Origin of the sequence: Paracoccus sp. M683 (assembly GCF_007096355.1) — a bacterium.
In the GTDB taxonomy this organism is placed as follows: Bacteria; Pseudomonadota; Alphaproteobacteria; order Rhodobacterales; family Rhodobacteraceae; genus Paracoccus.
In genome coordinates, this window is record NZ_VKDF01000016.1 from 32,879 (window position 1) to 49,547 (window position 16,669).

General features: G+C 63.8%; 18 protein-coding genes. 8 read left to right on the plus strand and 10 right to left on the minus strand.

The annotated features are described in order from the left end of the window. Positions 1-7: 7 nt before the first annotated feature. From FNJ84_RS19065 to FNJ84_RS19100, 8 genes are read right to left on the minus strand one after another with little or no spacing between them, the layout of a single operon-like run. A complete protein-coding gene (locus FNJ84_RS19065) occupies positions 8-1,435 on the minus strand; it encodes a hypothetical protein (RefSeq protein WP_143794822.1) in 1,428 nt (475 codons plus the stop codon). A 29-nt stretch (positions 1,436-1,464) separates the two neighbouring features. Further along, a complete protein-coding gene (locus tag FNJ84_RS19070; RefSeq protein WP_143794823.1) occupies positions 1,465-2,226 on the minus strand; it encodes an enoyl-CoA hydratase/isomerase family protein in 762 nt (253 codons plus the stop codon). Next, complete coding sequence (locus FNJ84_RS19075) at positions 2,223-3,086, minus strand: MaoC/PaaZ C-terminal domain-containing protein (protein WP_143794824.1); 864 nt, start codon at positions 3,084-3,086, stop codon at positions 2,223-2,225. The genes FNJ84_RS19070 and FNJ84_RS19075 overlap by 4 nt, the downstream gene beginning before the upstream one ends. Further along, entirely contained in the window at positions 3,076-5,196 is a 2,121-nt protein-coding gene (locus tag FNJ84_RS19080) for an acetate--CoA ligase family protein (protein ID WP_143794825.1), read from the minus strand. Before FNJ84_RS19080 ends, FNJ84_RS19075 begins: the two co-directional genes overlap by 11 nt. Beyond that, a complete protein-coding gene (locus FNJ84_RS19085; RefSeq protein ID WP_143794826.1) occupies positions 5,193-6,347 on the minus strand; it encodes a thiolase in 1,155 nt (384 codons plus the stop codon). Before FNJ84_RS19085 ends, FNJ84_RS19080 begins: the two co-directional genes overlap by 4 nt. After that, a complete protein-coding gene (locus FNJ84_RS19090; protein ID WP_143794827.1) occupies positions 6,344-6,724 on the minus strand; it encodes a Zn-ribbon domain-containing OB-fold protein in 381 nt (126 codons plus the stop codon). The genes FNJ84_RS19085 and FNJ84_RS19090 overlap by 4 nt, the downstream gene beginning before the upstream one ends. A 25-nt stretch (positions 6,725-6,749) precedes the next feature. Next, positions 6,750-7,169: a PaaI family thioesterase gene (locus FNJ84_RS19095; RefSeq protein WP_143794828.1), complete on the minus strand. Its 420-nt coding sequence runs from the start codon at positions 7,167-7,169 to the stop codon at positions 6,750-6,752. A 3-nt stretch (positions 7,170-7,172) separates the two neighbouring features. Further along, on the minus strand, positions 7,173-8,339 hold the full coding sequence (locus FNJ84_RS19100) for an acyl-CoA dehydrogenase family protein (RefSeq protein WP_143794829.1): 1,167 nt from the start codon (positions 8,337-8,339) through the stop codon (positions 7,173-7,175). A gap of 90 nt (positions 8,340-8,429) precedes the next feature. On the opposite strand from FNJ84_RS19100, the gene FNJ84_RS19105 reads away from it, so the two are divergent. Continuing rightward, complete coding sequence (locus tag FNJ84_RS19105) at positions 8,430-9,209, plus strand: IclR family transcriptional regulator (RefSeq protein WP_143794830.1); 780 nt, start codon at positions 8,430-8,432, stop codon at positions 9,207-9,209. Positions 9,210-9,239: 30 nt separating this feature from the next. After that, positions 9,240-10,160, plus strand: coding sequence for an SDR family NAD(P)-dependent oxidoreductase (locus FNJ84_RS19110; RefSeq protein WP_143794831.1), 921 nt, complete (start codon positions 9,240-9,242; stop codon positions 10,158-10,160). 355 nt (positions 10,161-10,515) lie between these two features. Here FNJ84_RS19110 and FNJ84_RS19115 read toward each other — a convergent pair whose 3' ends face one another. Continuing rightward, the gene (locus tag FNJ84_RS19115; RefSeq protein WP_143794832.1) at positions 10,516-12,123 is read right to left on the minus strand and encodes an MFS transporter; all 1,608 of its coding nucleotides are present in this window, start codon (positions 12,121-12,123) and stop codon (positions 10,516-10,518) included. Positions 12,124-12,729: 606 nt separating this feature from the next. Between FNJ84_RS19115 and FNJ84_RS19120 the strand changes: the two genes are divergently transcribed. The 6 genes from FNJ84_RS19120 (at position 12,730) to FNJ84_RS19145 (ending at position 16,300) form a co-directional block, all read left to right on the plus strand. Then, on the plus strand, positions 12,730-13,410 hold the full coding sequence (locus tag FNJ84_RS19120; protein WP_143794839.1) for a hypothetical protein: 681 nt from the start codon (positions 12,730-12,732) through the stop codon (positions 13,408-13,410). Positions 13,411-13,561: 151 nt separating this feature from the next. Further along, entirely contained in the window at positions 13,562-13,921 is a 360-nt protein-coding gene (locus tag FNJ84_RS19125; RefSeq protein ID WP_143794833.1) for a helix-turn-helix transcriptional regulator, read from the plus strand. A gap of 4 nt (positions 13,922-13,925) precedes the next feature. After that, the gene (arsC, locus tag FNJ84_RS19130) at positions 13,926-14,351 is read left to right on the plus strand and encodes an arsenate reductase (glutaredoxin) (protein ID WP_143794834.1); all 426 of its coding nucleotides are present in this window, start codon (positions 13,926-13,928) and stop codon (positions 14,349-14,351) included. 15 nt (positions 14,352-14,366) lie between these two features. After that, the gene (gene arsB / locus FNJ84_RS19135) at positions 14,367-15,443 is read left to right on the plus strand and encodes an ACR3 family arsenite efflux transporter (RefSeq protein WP_143794835.1); all 1,077 of its coding nucleotides are present in this window, start codon (positions 14,367-14,369) and stop codon (positions 15,441-15,443) included. Next, on the plus strand, positions 15,440-15,877 hold the full coding sequence (locus FNJ84_RS22565) for an NAD(P)H-dependent oxidoreductase (RefSeq protein ID WP_300042808.1): 438 nt from the start codon (positions 15,440-15,442) through the stop codon (positions 15,875-15,877). Before arsB ends, FNJ84_RS22565 begins: the two co-directional genes overlap by 4 nt. A gap of 3 nt (positions 15,878-15,880) precedes the next feature. After that, positions 15,881-16,300, plus strand: coding sequence for a hypothetical protein (locus FNJ84_RS19145; RefSeq protein ID WP_143794836.1), 420 nt, complete (start codon positions 15,881-15,883; stop codon positions 16,298-16,300). Positions 16,301-16,541: 241 nt separating this feature from the next. On the opposite strand, the gene FNJ84_RS19150 is transcribed toward FNJ84_RS19145, so the two are convergent. Then, the coding region (locus FNJ84_RS19150; protein WP_143794837.1) for an integrase core domain-containing protein at positions 16,542-16,669 on the minus strand (128 nt) is incomplete at its 5' end.

The following is a 16,669-nucleotide window of genomic DNA, read 5'->3' on the forward strand; positions in this document are numbered from 1 at the left end:
CCTGGCACTAGATCGCGCCGGTTGTGATAAGGCCAGCCAGCAACAGCAGCCACACCAGCAGGATCGCAAGGCAATAGGGACCGTTCCAGCCAAGCCCGATCGTGAAGCTGCTGCGCCCAATGATCGTCGAGGCAATCACCAGGGTCGTGATAAAGGGCGACAGGCCGATCACCGCCGTCCAGCCCCCGGTGATCGCCAGCGCGATCGCGGCGTTGCTCAGCCCCGGCATCGCAAGCTGTGCGGCAATCGAGCCGAAAACCGAGGCAGAGACGATTGGATTCACCCCGCAAAACGCCATGATCACGGTCAGCAGGCTAATGCTCAGCGCCAACGAGACGGGGCCAAACCCCAGCGCGACGATGGCCGCGCGAAGCTCTGCGGTCGGCAAAATGGCCAGCAGGATCACGGGCAGAAGGCCGGCTGCGGCAAAGATACCAACCTCTGCCCCAAGATCTGCAAGACGGGCCCAGGTCGCGCGGCTTGCGACCGCGATCCCGGCCGAGGCCCGTCCCATCGCGCGGCGCCCGGCCGAGGCCGCCCATAGCAGCGCATAGGCCGGCACGGCAAAGATCAGAACCTGCTGGAAGCTTAGCGGCGTCAATTCATACCCGATAAAAACTGCACCGCCCAAGGCAAGTATGTGGGCCACAAGGGCAAGGGCGCCACGCCAGCTGCCGGGCGGCGGGCTTGGGCGGGGCAGACCCAGGCGCCGGAACCGGCGTCCATCCAGACGGTCGAAGGCCCAGCCGATGGCAACAAAGACAATGGACATCGCAAATCCGATCGGCCCGAAGTCGGTATAGGATATGCCGGGCAGAGTGATCAGGATCGCGTTGGTTGCAAATCCGAACGGAGACCACAGCGAGATCATCGAAAATCCCCGGATCACCGCCAGGGTCATGCGGCGCAGCCGTGCCTCTCGGGCCGCATGCGGCAGATGCGCCGCCGAACTGCTGGTCATCGAGCGCTTGGTCAGATCCAGCAGCAGCGCCAGCCCGCCGAAATTGATCAGAACGCCGAACAGATGCCCGCCGAAGGTCATGGCAAGATACCGGCGCGACGCGGGCTGGTTGGTCACATATGCCCCCGCCTGCAAGACTTCCGGCGCAATCGCGGCGGCGGACCGCAGCGTGCCCAGAATAGCGATCAGCGCCGACAGGAAAATCATCCTGTTCGCGGCTTGCCAGAACACCTCGGCCGGCACACCGCGCGCGACCGCAAGTGCCAGCACCCCGGCCGACAGCAGAAGTGGCACCCATGTGCCGACGCGAAATTGCCGCCAGGCCAGAAACAGGAACAGGATCAGCGCTGCGACAGCCATCAGTGTCAGCATGCGCGACGGAACAAAGACCAGCAGCAGCGCGGCCGCAATGACGATGGCCAGGGCGACCCTGCGCAGCGTCGCTGGCAGGGAAGCGTCGTGCCATGGGTTCATGGCCGCAGGAGGTGGCGAACCCGGAATGTCTAGCGGCCCCGGAACTGCGGCGGTCTTTTCTCGGCAAAGGCCGCCCGCCCCTCGGCTGCATCCGCGCTGTTCAGCAGCATTGGCTGCAACGCCTGCTCGTATTCAAGCGCCGCAGAAAGATCGCGTGCGAACCAGTCCAGAACGAACTGCCGGGGCATGGCCGGGCCTTGCGCTTCGTCCATTGCAAGCGCCGAGGCGACGCGCAGCGCATCATTTGCATCCGCCAGTTCGTCAACCATGCCCAGCCTTTCCGCCTCGGGGGCGTCAACCACACGGTTGGTCAGGATGAACCGCCTGGCGCGGGCCGGACCGATCCGCGCCGGAAGGGTGCTTAGCAGGCCCATGTCAGGCATCAGGGCGATCTTGGTAAAGCTCGCGATGAATCGCGCCTCGCGCGAGGCGACGACAGTGGGGCAGGCCAGCGCAAGCGCAAGGCCGCCACCCGCCGCCCAGCCCTCGACCGCCGCAACCAGCGGTTTGGGGAAACGTGCCATGCGCGAGACCATATCGCTGATCACCGAGAAACGTTCGCGATGCGCCGCCAGGCTGCGCGCCCCCTGGTCCCGGATGTCGCCGCCGGCGCTGAAATGCCCCCCGGCACCAGTCAGCACAACGGCGCGCACGCCATCGTCGGTCGCCGCATCGGACAAAGCTGCGCCAAGAGCCTTGCGTGCGGTATGGCCAATGGGATTACGCCGCTGCGGATCGTTCAGCGTGATTGTCAGAAGGCCGTCTTCGCGCTGATCTGTTGCAATGCTCATATCGCCGTCCTCGGTTTGAAAATTCCGTTGCCGATCGCGATCTTGTCGCGTTCCACGATCCGCGTGCGGAATGACCCGTCGGCCCAGATCTCTGTCCGCAGGGTCTCGCCCGGATAGACAAAGGCGGTAAACCGCCCGTCCATCGAGCCGAAGCGATCCGCGTCATAGTCGCACAGCACGGCCAGCAGCGCATGGGCCGCACAGCCAAAGCTGCATAACCCGTGCAGGATCGGCCGCTCGAACCCGGCAGCGACAGCAATGCGCGGATCAAGATGCAGCGGGTTTGGGTCGGCGTTCCAACGGTAATAAAGCGCCTGCTCGGGCCGGGTCGGCGTGTCGAACAGGTGATCCGGCTTCGTCTCGGGCAGCTGATGCGGCGCCTTCACTGGCCCGTCCGGTCCGCCAAAGCCACCGTCGCCGCGCAGGAAGGTGGTGCCGCGACAGGTCGCCAGCAACAGACCTGTCGCGGCCTCCCGTATCTGCTTTTCGGAATAAAGCAGCGCGCCGCGACCCTCGCCCTTGTCGACCAGTCCCGTCACGCGGGTCTTGGCGATCACCGTGCCTTCGGCCGGCAGCGTGTGATGGATCGTCATGCCCTGCTCGCCATGAACCAGTTTCAGTGCATCGACACCGGTTTCCGGGTTTCCCAGCCAGAAGCCGGGATGGCCAAGGATGTTCGCCATGGCCGGCATGGCACGCCGATCGTCGGCCAGCGCACCGACATAGGCCAGCTGCTTCATGTCCACGGGGTTCTGTCCGATGCCGACGCTCAGCCCATATCGCGCGACCTCGGCAGGGCCATAGCTTTGCCGCACTTCCGGGATGTCGAAGTTCATCAGGTGGTCATAGTCAATCGCCATGGGGCGCAGCCTCCTGCCCGTCCAGTTCGATAACCGCGTCCAGCGCATAGGCACCCTGGCCCTGGGGCATTGCCAGCACCGGGTTAAGGTCGATCGACACCAGCCGCTCGCCAGCACCGGCCGCAAAGACCGAGAGGCGCGACAGCATCTGGGCCAGCGCGTCGATATCGGCCGAAGCCTGACCGCGTGCGCCCTGAAGGATCGCCGCGCTGCGGATCGACAGGATCATCTCGCGCGCGGTCTCGGGCCCGAAGGGACATGCCCGCAGCGCGACGTCGTTCAGGATCTCGACGAAAACGCCGCCCAGTCCGAACACAGCGACCGGCCCAAAGGTCGGATCGCGATTGATCCCCATCAGGCATTCGATCCCGCCTGACAGCTGTTTGGCGACAAGCACCCCTGTCACCCTGGCATCCGGCACATGTGTCGCGGCCGCCGACAGGATATCGGCATAGGCGGCATGCACAGCATCGGCAGTGCCGATGTTCAGCTTGACGGCGCCAATATCGGACTTGTGCAGGACGTCCGGAGACAGGATCTTCATGACCACCGGATAACCGAAGGCCTCAGCCGCGGCGACGGCATCCCCGGCGCTCTGCACCGCCCGCTCTGGCGCCGCCGTAATGCCGGCCTCGGCAAGAAGCGTCTTGGCCTGTGCCTCGTCTGGCGTTCCGTCGGGCAGCACCACCGGCTTTGGAACAGGGGGAATTGCGGCCTTGCCATTTTGCCTTCCCGCGCCGAAGCGCAGGATCGCATCCAGCGCCCTAACCGCACGGCAGGGATCACTGAACACCAGAATGCCCGCATCGTCATAGCGTTGCAGCACGTCGCGCTCGCCCAGGGCGCAAAAGGCAATGATACGGTCGGGAAAGGCCGCGCGCAGGGGGGCCATCGCCTCTAGGATCACGTCCGCCATGGCCGGACTTCCCGCCACATAGGTCAGGAAGCACAGCATCGCGCCATAGTCGCCATCCGCAAGCCCGCTGCGCGTGAACAGTTCAAGCAGCGATGGATCATTCAGTGCCTGCGCCGTGCAGTCCAGCGGGTTGACCGGGGAAGCATAGGGCAAGGCAGCTTTCAGCGCGGCCTGCGCTTTCTCGGGCATCGCAGGCATCGGCAGTCCGACGCGCTCGGCCTCGTCGCTGGCGACAATGCCTGCGCCTCCGCTGACCGTTACGACCCCCAGCGAGTGCCGGGCAGGAAAGACCTTTTTCGAGGCCGCGTAAGCGATGTCCATCATCGTCTCGGGATCGCGCAGGATGATCGCCCCGTGATCCGAAAGCACTGCGTCCGCCACCACCGCATCGCCTGTAAGAGAGGCGGTATGCGATGCGGCCGCACGGGCGCCGACGGCCGAGCGGCCTGACTTGAGCGCCAGAACCGGCTTGCCGGCGGCCCGCGCCGCGTCAAGCGCCGCAAGCAGTGCGGGGGCGTCGTTTATCGCCTCCATATAGGTGCAGATCACGTCGGTGCCTTCGCTTTCGGCCATCCAGCGGATCGCATCGGCGACGGTGATGTCGGCCTCGTTGCCGGTGGTGATCAGCACCGAGCAGCCCAGTCCCCGATCCCGCGCCAGCGCGCCAAGATGGGCACCAAAGGCGCCGGACTGGCTGGCGATCCCGATATTGCCCGGCCGCGGCAGCCCTGTGTCAAGCGACGACGAGAAGGTGCCATAATATCCGATGTCGACGTTATAGACGCCCAGCGTGTTCGGCCCCAGAATGCGCATCCCATGACTGCGCGCCAGCGCCACCAGCTCGCGCTGAGCGGCCTGGCCTTCCTCGCCAACCTCGGCAAAGCCGGCCGAGAACAGCGTCACCGCCTTGCAGCCCTTGCGTCCAAGCGCCTCTATCGTCTCGGGGACCAGCTTTGCCGGCACCGCGATCAGGGCGGCATCAGGCGTTTCCGGCAGGTCGTCGATGCTGGCGAAACAGGGAAGGCCCATGACGGTTTCGCGCTTGGGGTTGACCGGAAGGATCCGCCCCTCATAGCCGGCGCGAAGCATTGCGGCGATGGGGCGCCCGCCGATCCGCGTGGCGTCGTCGGATGCGCCGATCACTGCGACCGAACGCGGGGCGATCAGCCCGTCGATATGTTGCAGCAGTTTCACAGCACGCCCTCGTTCCCCAGAATCGCGGTGCACTGACTGGACAGCGTGCCGCCATTGCCGTGACAAAGTGCGATGTTGCAGTCCTTGATCTGGCGTTGTCCTGCCTGGCCGCGAAGTTGCGCGACCGCCTCGGCGATCAGGAAAAGGCCGTACATACCGGGATGAACGCAGGACAGCCCGCCGCCATTGGTATTCACCGCAAGTTCGCCGCCCGGTGCGATGCGCCCGTTCTCGACAAAGCGCCCGCCCTCACCCTTTGGACAGAAGCCCAGATCCTCAAGGAAAAGGATCGTGTTGATGGTAAAGGCATCGTAAACCATGGCCAGATCAATATCAGACTGGCTGACCCCGGCCATTTGCATCGCCCTTGGCCCGCTTTCAGCCGCCGCCGTTGTCGTCAGGTCCGGCATTGCCACGATCGAGCGGTGGTAATTCGCACCACCTGCCCCAAGGAAATAGACCGGCACGCCCGGCAGATCCTTTGCGCGCTCGGCCCGGACCAGCACGCAGGCGGCGGCGCCATCGGTCACCAGGCAGCAGTCGGCCTTGGTCAGCGGGTCCGAGATCATCCGCGCCGACAGCACCTCATCCTTCGTCAGCGGTCCGCGGGCGAACGCGTCGGGGTTCAGGTTTGCCCAGCCCCGCGCCGCAAGTGCCACGTCGGCAAGCTGTTCGCGCGTGGTGCCGTATTCCGCCATGTGGCGGCTGGTCGCCAGCGCATAGGCTGTGATCGGATGGCGCGGATTGTAGGGGGTTTCGTGCCATTGCGGCTCGCTCATGGACACAAGGCGACCGCCGGCAGTCCGCTGGTTCGAGCCGTAGCAGACCAGTGCCGCGTCGCAAAGCCCGGCCTCCAGCGCCAGCGTCGCCTGAAGCAGATGCATCTCGAAGCTGGAGCCGCCGACATTGGTGCCGTCGAAAAACTTCGGTCTCAGCCCAAGGTATTCCACCACGCTCATCGTTGGAAAGGCGTGGCTGCTGGTCGCGGCGAAAACGCCATCAATATCCTGCATCGTCAGTCCGGCATCTGCCACCGCTGCGACAGCAGCCTGACCAAGCAGTTCCATCGCCGAAAAGCCGGGTGCCTCACCCATGCCGGCCGTCGCCATGCCGACAATGGCGGATTTGCCGCGAAGGGTCCGGTCGCTCATGCTGCGTCCTCCTCAACCAGATCGAAAACCACGCGCGGGCCGTCTGCGGTGACCTCGATCCGCGCCTTTACCCGCGATCCGATCGCAGCAGTTTCCACGCGCGGAAGCGTGGACATCATCCGTACACCTTCGTCCAGATCCACCAGGGCCACGTTCCAGGACCCTCCGCGAGCGCGATTTACGGTGATCGCGTAAACCGTTCCGTTGCCCGTCGCCTCAACCCAGGTCAGGTCCGTCGCCCCGGATGGCGCGACCACGCGAGGCCAGAAAACATATTCGCCGGTGCTTTCCGCGCGCTGGATCATGAAGCGGCCCGCCGCCAGATAGGCTTCGTAGGCGGCCTGAGGCCCGATCTTTCCTGTCTCGATTTCGCTCATTTCGGTTCCCTCTTTTCGCACGCCTTCAGTCCTTCCAGCCCAGAAACAGGTGCGTCTGGGTTGTCACGCCGACGATCTTCCCGTCGCCGCGGGTCATGGTGACCTGCAACACCGAGGTCGCCCGGCCGACATGAAGCGGCTCGCAGCGCGCGGTAACGATGTCACCCAGTTTCACCGGGCGAATGAAATTGGTCTTTGCCTCGACCGTGGTGTTGGAAATCTCGGCCGGGCTGCTGATGAACGAGGCGGTGCCTGCGGCCGTGTCTGACAGCGTCATCAATGCGCCGCCATGCAGCACCCCGTTGCGGTTCGCCATGTCCTCGGTCACCGTCATCGTGCAAACGACCTCTGCGGGCGTGCAGGTCACGATCTCGATCCCCAGAAGGACCGAAAACCTAGACTGTGGCGGCATGTCGGCCAGGTCGCGGGGTCCGTGCGCCGTCATTGGTCAGGCGGCCCGCTGGGCAAGGGTGCGTCGCGCGATCACCAACTGCTGGATCTGGCTGGTCCCCTCGTAGATGCGCAGCAGCCTGATATCGCGGTAAAGCCGCTCGATATCGTATTCGGCCATATATCCCGCGCCGCCATGGATTTGCAGGGCGCGATCGGCAATGCGGCCCGCCGCTTCTGTGCAGAAATACTTTGTGCAGGATGCCTCGATGATCGCGCTGCCCTGGCGGTCGAACGTGTCAGCCGTTGCACGGACAAGGGCGCGTGCCGCGTGAAGCTCTGCCTGGCAATCCGCCAGCATGCCCTGCACCAGCTGATGCTCGCCGATGGGCTTGCCGAACTGCTTGCGCTCAAGCGCGTAATCGGTTGCGATGTCCAGCATTCGCTGGCCCTGCCCCACGGCCATTGCGCCGACATGGATGCGGCCACGATCAAGCACCTTCATCGCGGTCTTGAAGCCCTGATTCAGCCGGTCCGGGCCACCAAGAATGGCGGTTTCCGGCACCCGGACATTGTCGAAGATCACGTCCGAGGTCTTGGTGCCGCGCTGACCCAGCTTGCGGTCGGGCTTGGCAACGGTGATCCCCGGCGTGTCCGCCGGCACGATAAAGGCCGACACGCCGTCGGCGCCGTCCTTTTCGGGATCGGTGCGGGCAAAGACCGTGAACACCCCGGCGCGCACGGCATTCGTGATATAGCGCTTGGTTCCGTTGATGACGAAATCGCTGCCGTCACGCCGCGCCGAGGTGCGGATACCACCGGCGTCCGAGCCATTGTCAGGTTCGGTCAGCGCGAAAGAGGCGATAATGTCGCCGCTGGCCACGCCCGGCAGCCACTGTTGTTTCTGCGCCTGCGTGCCGTCGATAACGATCCCCTGCGAACCGATGCCCACATTGGTCCCGATAAGCGAGCGGAATGTCAGCGAGGCATAGCACAGCGCCTCGATCAGCTGCGCCTCCTGCGCCACATTGACCCCGATTCCGCCGAATTCCTCGGGCGTCGAAAGCCCGAAAAGCCCCATTTCCTTCATCTCGGCAACGATGTCTTCGGGGATTGCGTCTTCCTCTTCGACGCGCCGCTCTGCCGGGATCAACCGCTGACGAGCGAATCTTTGCACCGTCTCCACCAGCTGTTCGAAAACATCGCTATCCACGCCTGCCTGCATCGTTCGCTCCTCCCACGGGCAAATGTAAGTCCGGCCTTGCTCTAGCAGGATTATTCTGTATAGTAAATGCTATTCTGTATGGGGAATTAAATGATCGACGACGCCGGACTGAAACTTGTGCCCGCGGTGCAGAACGCGATGAGCATCATGCGCCTGCTTTCGGCGCAGGGCCGACCGATGGGTGCGACCCAGATCGCGCGCGAGACCGGGCTGAATGTTTCCTCGGCTTTCAACATCCTCAGAACCCTGGCCCATGAGGGGCTGCTGAGCTTTGACCCCGAGGCCAAGACCTATCGTATGGGTATGGGACTTCTGGAATTCGCCGTTCCGCTGCTGGGCGCGAATCCGGCAGACGTGATCCGGCCTGCGCTAACGGCCATCGCTCGGGACCATCAGACCATGATCGCGCTTTGGCAGATCACCCAGACCGAGCGCATCGTGCTGACCGACCGGTTCACTGCGCCCAATATCCTGCATGTCGTTCTGGCGCAGAACAGCCGTCTGCCGGTGTTTTCTGGCGCGATCGGCCGCTGCTATGCCGCGACGATGGGGTTGTCCGAGGCGCGGACGCGCAAGGGCTTCGACACCGTGCGCTGGCAGGATGCGCCCAGCTTCGAAAGCTATTGGGCCGACGTTCTGATGGCGCGCGAGACGGGAACCGCTCGGGACCGCAGCCAGCTGTTTCGCGGCCTCGACATCGTGGCATCGCTTTCACGTGACGCGGACGGGGTGCCCCGATTGGGCATGAGCAGCATCACCGTTGCCGGACAGCAGACCGACGAAAGCCTCGGCGCCATCGCAACCGCACTGGCCGAGGCCGCACGGCAGATCGAGCGCTGCCTTTTCGGTCGTAACGCCACAGCAAACTGACACATCGTTTCAAGGAAAGACGGAGGAGATATGCCCGAAATGAAGCAACTTGATGGAAAGGTCATGCTTGTGACCGGCGCCGGTGGCGGCATTGGACGCGCCATTGCGATGGAGGCAGCCAAGGCCGGCGCCGCAGTCGTGATCAATGACATCGGCGCCTCGCTTGAGGGTCAGCGCGAATCAAGCGCGGCCGCGCAGGAGACGGTTGCCGAGATAGAACGGGCGGGCGGCCGCGCGGTTGCCAGCGGCGACGACGTCACCGATCCGGCCGGCGCACAAGCGATGGTCAAGCTGGCCGTCGATGCATTCGGCCGGCTGGACGCGGTGGTGAACAACGCAGGCATTCTGCGCGACGGCTTTTTCCACAAGATGACCTACGAGAACTTCGATGCTGTGGTGAAGGTCCATCTGTATGGCACGTTCAACGTAAGTCGCGCCGCGTCCGACGTGATGCGCGAGCAGGGATCGGGCAGTCTGATCCACATGACCTCGACCTCGGGGCTGATCGGCAACCTTGCGCAGGCAAACTACTCGGCCGCGAAACTGGGGATCGCGGCCCTGTCGAAATCGCTCGCGCTTGACCTGCGGCGCTGGAACATCCGCTCGAACTGCATTGCGCCTTTCGCCTGGAGCCGAATGACATCCTCGATCAAGGTTGACAGCCCCGAACAGGAGGAACGCGTGAACCGCATGAAAGAGATGTCACCGGAAAAGATCGCGCCGCTCGCACTTTACCTTGCGTCGGACGAGGGCGCGGACACCACTGGCCAGATCTTCGCCGTGCGCAACAACGAGATTTTCGTCATATCGCAACCGCGCCCGACCCGGTCGGTCCAACGCAGCGAAGGCTGGACGCTGGACAGCGTCAGAACCCATGCGATCCCAGCACTTCGGGCCAGCTATGTGCCGCTTGACGTATCGGCAGACGTGTTCAGCTGGGACCCGGTTTGACCTGACCTTGCCGGCGGCATGGATCGACCGGGTGAAATTGCGCTCATGCTGCAAGAATGAAAGTAGCATGAGCGTGACAATGCGCAGCGCATCGTGCCACGGGCGGGATCTATGGTGGCAACACCGTCCCGAACAGCGTCGAATCCATGAAGGTGTTTTCCATCCGCACCCCAAGAAAGGCTGCGGCGAAAGTTTGCGCCGCAGGCAGCGACGGAAGCCGCCTTTCCGGGCGCTGTCATCTTTTGCGCAGCACCTTCCGGGGTTTTGCGCATTCCAACGCGGCCCCTATCCTGGGATACGCCGAGCAGAACAGCGGGCAGCATCCAAGGCTTTCATCATCCTTGTCCCTGCATTCTCAATGTTCCGTCGTTTTGCGGGTGTCGGGCAGCGGCCGCAGCAGATGCCGGACCACAGGTGCGCCCTCGCCTATATGGAAGGCATTGAGCATCTGCTGATCCGACTGATCGAAATGGGTGACGCGGGCGTGCTGGCGCTGATGCTCGACCCAGCTTTCGACCACGAATGCCTCGACCACCCGGCCGGGCTCTGCGACGTCCTCCCAAACATCCCAACGGATCGCGCCATCTCGCTGCCGCGTTATGCTGAACCTGCGCAGGGCGGCCACGAATTTGGCCATTTTCGCAGGGTCGACGCGATATTCGATTTCAACAAGCACCGGCCCGCGGTCGTCGTCAGGTGTAACGGCGACCACCGGTTCGGCCCAGTGGTTCGAGGGGGCAAGGTCGGTCGCGGCATCTTTCGGCAGCTGCCAGACGCGGGCCAGCAGGATCGACGCGGCCAGCCCAACGGACGCAGTGAACAGCGCAACCGGCACACTGAACCACGAGGCAATCGTGCCCCACAGAATACTGCCAGCCGCCATCGCGCCCTGAAAGACCAGCAGATAGACCGCAAGCGCCCGCGCCTTGACCCAACCGGGAGAGGCCATCTGCGCCGCCACATTCAGCGAGGTCAGCATACCGATCCAGGCGATCCCGGCCATGAACATCACCACCCCCGCGATCCAGCCAGTCGGAACCAGGCCCAGCGCCAGTGTCGCCAGCGCAAACCCCACGGTCGCCCAGATCGAAATCGTGTTGGCCGGAATGCGCTTGCGCAGCCGCTTCAGCAGCAGCGCACCCAATACCGCCCCGGCGCCCATGCAGCCCAGAAGCGCACCATAGCCGGCCGCATCAAGGCCAAGAATGCGGCGCCCGACCAGCGGCAGCATCGCCCAAAGCGCGCTGCCGAACAGAAAGAACCCTGCGGCCCGGATCAGCACCAGTCGCATGGCGCTGGAATGCCGGGCATAGCGGTATCCGGCCTTCAATGCGCCGAAAAAATGCTCGGGCGGCAGGCTGTGCGGCATTTCCTTGCGTTTCCAGAAAAGCAGCACTCCCAACACGGCCAGCACAGAGACCGCATTCAGCGCAAAGACCGCCGGAGGGCCGGCAAGTGCCACGATCACCCCTCCAAGCGCCGGGCCGATGGCGCGCGAGATATTCACCCCCAGGCTGTTCAACGCGACAGCATCGGGCAGCGTCTGCTTGTCGACCAGTTCAGGGACGATGGCCTGAAACACCGGCGCGCTGACTGCCGCCGAAACCCCCAGCACAAAGGTCGCGGCCAGCAGCACCCAGGGCGATGTCAATCCCAGAAGGGTCAGCACCGACAACACGGCAGCGGCGACAAGGCCAAGCGCCTGCGCCGCCAGCAGCAACTTGCGCCGGTCGACGATGTCGGCCATGGCCCCGGACGGCAGTGCCAGCAGGAACATCGGAAGCGTCGTCGCCGCCTGCACCAGGGCGACCAGCAGCGGGCTGGGCGATAGAGAGGTCATCAGCCATGCCGCCCCGACATCGTGCATCCAGGTGCCGATATTGGAAATGATCGTCGCAATCCACAACGCCCGGAAAACCGGGAAAGACAGGGGCCCCGAGGGTTCGGATTTTGGTTCAGCCATCTCGCCACCTCTCAACCGGAAACGGACATCACGCGATGGTGTCCGTATCGCGCGGAATGTCCACATGCGACGATCGGGATATATGCGGCCCAGGCAGCCCGGCAACCCCAGCCAAGCCGCCGCAGAACGCCCGTGCGTCCAGGGCCGGGATCTTGGCGCCAAGCCCGTCGTGTGGTCATTGCGATTGACCCCGATGCGTTGCGCGCAGCCACAGGCGACGGCAGGCCTGGTCCGGCCTGCTGCAACTCAGCGGTCCGGCAACAGCCGCCACCGACAACCAGTCGGGGATTGCCGCGGGCGCATATCAGATCTCTGCGCGTGGCCCGAGGGTAGCCGGGCCTGACAAAAGATGCACTCCGAACCCGGCGGCGCCTGTTCGTTTCCCTTGTCTAACGTCAGCGCCAATGGGACAGTTTAGGGTGGTTTGATAAGAGAGGGTTTCTGACACATCGTAACCGCCAAGGAGTGGAGATGAGACAGAAACCCGGAACCAAGCAGAGCCACGGCGAGAAAATCGTCAAAGACATCTGTCCCGAAAACCCTGAGGACGGACAAGCGCGGCCTGGTCACCACCGAACGGTTGCGTGAGCGGGGTGTGCTGTGACGATGCATTCTCGGTTCTCCAAAACCGCCAAGGGCGGCAACCGCACCCGCCGCAAGCTGGGCGTCCAGCCGGTGCTGGAATGGGCCTTTCGCACCGAGAAAGCCCGATTGGAACTGCCGGAACCACCCGATCCCGATCCCGAGCGCGGCGCCCGCCCCGGATACGGCCTCGAATATGTGCTGATGCAGCGCGCTACGCTGGGCTGCCGCATCGACGGTGGCCGCTACAAGCCGGACAGCTCCACCCACGAGGACGCCGAGGTCATTGCCGCCTGCATCGCCGGGCTGCCCACATCGCTGGGCGGCCTCCGCTTGGCGATCCGCATCGCGGAACTTGCGCGGGCAGGCATGGCGCCCGACTGGATGCCCGGTGCTGTGCCCCGCTGCGTGCCGGTCGAGATGAGGCGCAACCAGCATTGCGCACGCTCAATCACCATCCCCGTGGGCACCACGCGTGTGCTGACCCGCGGCAAATGGCGAACCGTCCAGCTTCGCGCCTGCCCGATCACCTGGTCCCCGCATCCCGATCAGATTGCGGCGGCACGGCGACATTACGCGCATGGGTGGCTGGCGCTGGAATGGGTGAGGGACGGGCTACTGGCTGGCGGCATGCTGCGCGAGATCAGGGTGATCGACGAAATGCCGACGCTGACGCCGTGGTCCGGAGCGACGTTCTTAGGGTGAGCGGTCAGCTGGTCACACAGAATGAAATCGGGCTGTTCATCCGCCTTGACGGCTTGGAGCTCTGGCCAGCGGGCCACTTATACGCGTGTTGCATATTGACGCGAATACAGTTCAGCCCCATTAATTCAACATCTATTGAGAGGTTGATTCGATGGAAGAGAGCCAGGCACTCGCCGCGTTTGCCGCCCTGTCGCAAGAGACCCGTCTGCGTATCGTCCGCCTGCTGGTGCAAGGCGGGCCGGAGGGCATGGCAGCCGGGGCGATTGGCGAAGCCCTTGGCGGGGCCACAACCTCGCGCCTGTCGTTTCATCTGACCCATCTCGAACATTCCGGGCTAGTCCAATCACGCCGCGACGGGCGCTTCATCATCTACAGCGCGGTTTATCCGGCCCTGGCCGAGCTGGTCGGCTTTTTGATGCAGGATTGCTGCCAGGGCCATCCCGAGATCTGCGCGCCGGCCGTCGCGGCGCTGAATTGCGCCTGCGCCCCAACCCCAGCCCGAAAGGCCTGACCCTTTGGACGTCATCATCTATCACAACCCGGACTGCGGTACCTCGCGCAATGTGCTGGCGATGATCCGCAATGCCGGGGTCGAGCCGCATGTCATCGAGTATCTGAAATGCCCGCCCTCGCGCAGGATGCTCGAAAACCTGATCGCCCTCATGGGGATCGCGCCGCGCGAGCTGCTGCGTGAGAAGGGCACACCCTATGCCGAACTTGGCTTGGGCGATCCCACCCTGAGCGACGCGGCGCTGATCGACGCCATGATGGCGCATCCGGTCCTGATCAATCGCCCCATCGTTGTCAGCCCCAAAGGGGTGCGGCTCTGCCGTCCCTCGGAACAGGTGCTGGACCTGCTGCCGCCCCAACAGGCCGCCTTCAGCAAGGAAGACGGCGATCAGGTCGTCGATGCCCAGGGCAACCGCACCCGCTCTGCCTGATCCGAGGAAACCCAGATGACCGCCCCCAACCCGGCCCGCCGGCTTTCATTTCTCGACCGCTATCTGACGCTCTGGATCTTCGCGGCCATGGCCCTTGGCCTGTTGCTTGGCACCGTCTTTCACGGTCTGCCGGATGCGCTGAACGCCCTGTCGGTTGGCTCGACCAATATTCCTATCGCCATCGGCCTGATCCTGATGATGTATCCGCCGCTCGCGAAGGTTCGCTATGAAGATCTGCCGCAGGTTTTTACCGACAAGCGGGTGCTGGCACTGTCTCTGGTGCAGAACTGGCTGATCGGCCCGATGCTGATGTTCGTGCTGGCGGTCATCTTCTTGCGCGACCAGCCGGAATACATGACCGGTCTGATCCTGATCGGCCTTGCCCGCTGCATCGCCATGGTGCTGGTCTGGAACCAGCTTGCGCGGGGCGACAATCAGTATGTTGCCGGGCTGGTGGCCTTCAACTCGATTTTCCAGATCCTGTTCTTCTCGGCCTATGCGTGGTTCTTTCTGACCGTGCTGCCACCGCTGTTTGGTTTGCAGGGCAGCGTGATCGATGTCGGCTTTTGGACTGTGACCGAGGCCGTGCTGCTGTATCTGGGTGTGCCCTTCGCCGCAGGTTTCCTGACCCGCCGCCTGTTGATCGCACGTAAGGGTAACGCCTGGTATCGCGACGTCTTCCTGCCGAAGATCAGTCCGATCACGCTGATCGCGCTCTTGTTCACGATTGTCGCCATGTTCAGCTTGAAGGGCGGGGATGTGGTGCGTCTGCCGCTGGATGTGGTCAGGATCGCCATCCCGCTGGTGCTGTATTTCGCCATCCAGTTCATGGTCAGCTTTGCCATGGGCCGACTGATCGCCAGAGACTATCCGCGCACCACCGCCATCGCCTTCACGGCGGCGGGCAACAATTTCGAGTTGGCGATCGCGGTTGCCATCGCCGCCTATGGGCTGGCTTCGCCCGTGGCCTTCGCGGCCGTTATCGGCCCGCTGGTCGAAGTCCCGGTGCTGATCCTGCTGGTGAATGTCGCCCTGCGCCTCAGACCACGTTGGTTCCCCGCCGACACCGCGCCGATGGAGGTCCGCCCATGAGCCCCGACCTGCCAAACCTGTCGCCCGAAGCCCTCATGCCGCTGGACATTCCCGCCGTTCCGCGCGCGACCCATCCGCCGCGCATCCTGCTGCTCTGCGGCTCTCTGCGCGAACGATCCTGCAGCCGCTTCGCCACTTTTGAGGCCGAACGCCTGTTGCGCCATTTCGGCCGTGAAACCCGCGTGTTCCACGCCAACGGCCTGCCGCTGCCCGAGGATATCATGGCCGGTCTGTTCCTCGATGAGGCTGAAAGCGCTCTGGCGCTCGAGGACCATGAAGATCTCCGCGCGACCTATGCGGATAAACCTCGGGTGCGGCTGCGCCGCACCGAGGTGATCGAGGCCAGGGGTCGGCAGATGCAGGACCAGAAGGCGCAACCCCAGGAACGGGTTGCAGCGGCGATCGACCTGCTTCTGAATATGGATCGGATGTAGGGCATGGATGCCAGCCGTCTGGTCAGCACCATGGAGGCCCTGCCCGAGACGGATCATCGACGCACGGCTTATGAGGCACTGCGTCAGGATATGTCTGTGCTGGAATCCTCGGATCTGGGCACCAAGGCCCGAGATCTGCTCGGGAAACTCACCCCGGAGGATGTGCAGGGCTTGTTGCCGGTGGAACTGGTTCAGTCGCAGGAGCTGGACGAAGCCACTCGCCGGGATCTGATGCGGGCCGTGACCAAGATTGCCGAGGTCAATCCCGAAGCCGTCAGCCTCGATCAATATGATCTGGTGCTCGATCAGGTGGGCGGGAGCCAGGCTCAATTCTGGCGCAAATCCCTGGAGACAGCGAAGCGCATTCTTCTGGGCTTTCGGAAGACCTCCGCAATGGGTGGCCGGCATTCATGGCGGCGATAGGGACAGCACCAACAGCCCCGATGCAATCATGATGCCTATCGTTTGGCAAATGAATCATGCTGCCGAATTCGAGTGGATTTTGGTCAACGGGTCCCCTTATGACGTCTATGACGGGGTGCACTTTACATGGCAGGGTATAGCGCTCTACGGTGAGATCGGAACCTGGCTGCTGGCGCAAAAGTGGGCAGGCAGGCCTGTCCCGGGTAATCCTCCCCGTTTTAGCGGGGCGCTGGCGTAGAATTTACGCGGCCATTTTCAGCTTCATGGCGGGTGTGACGCCGCCGATGCCCATGTTGGGGCGTTCGTTGTTGTAGGTCCACAGCCATTCAGTGGCTATCTGCTGCACCTCCTCGATAGTTTCAAAGATGT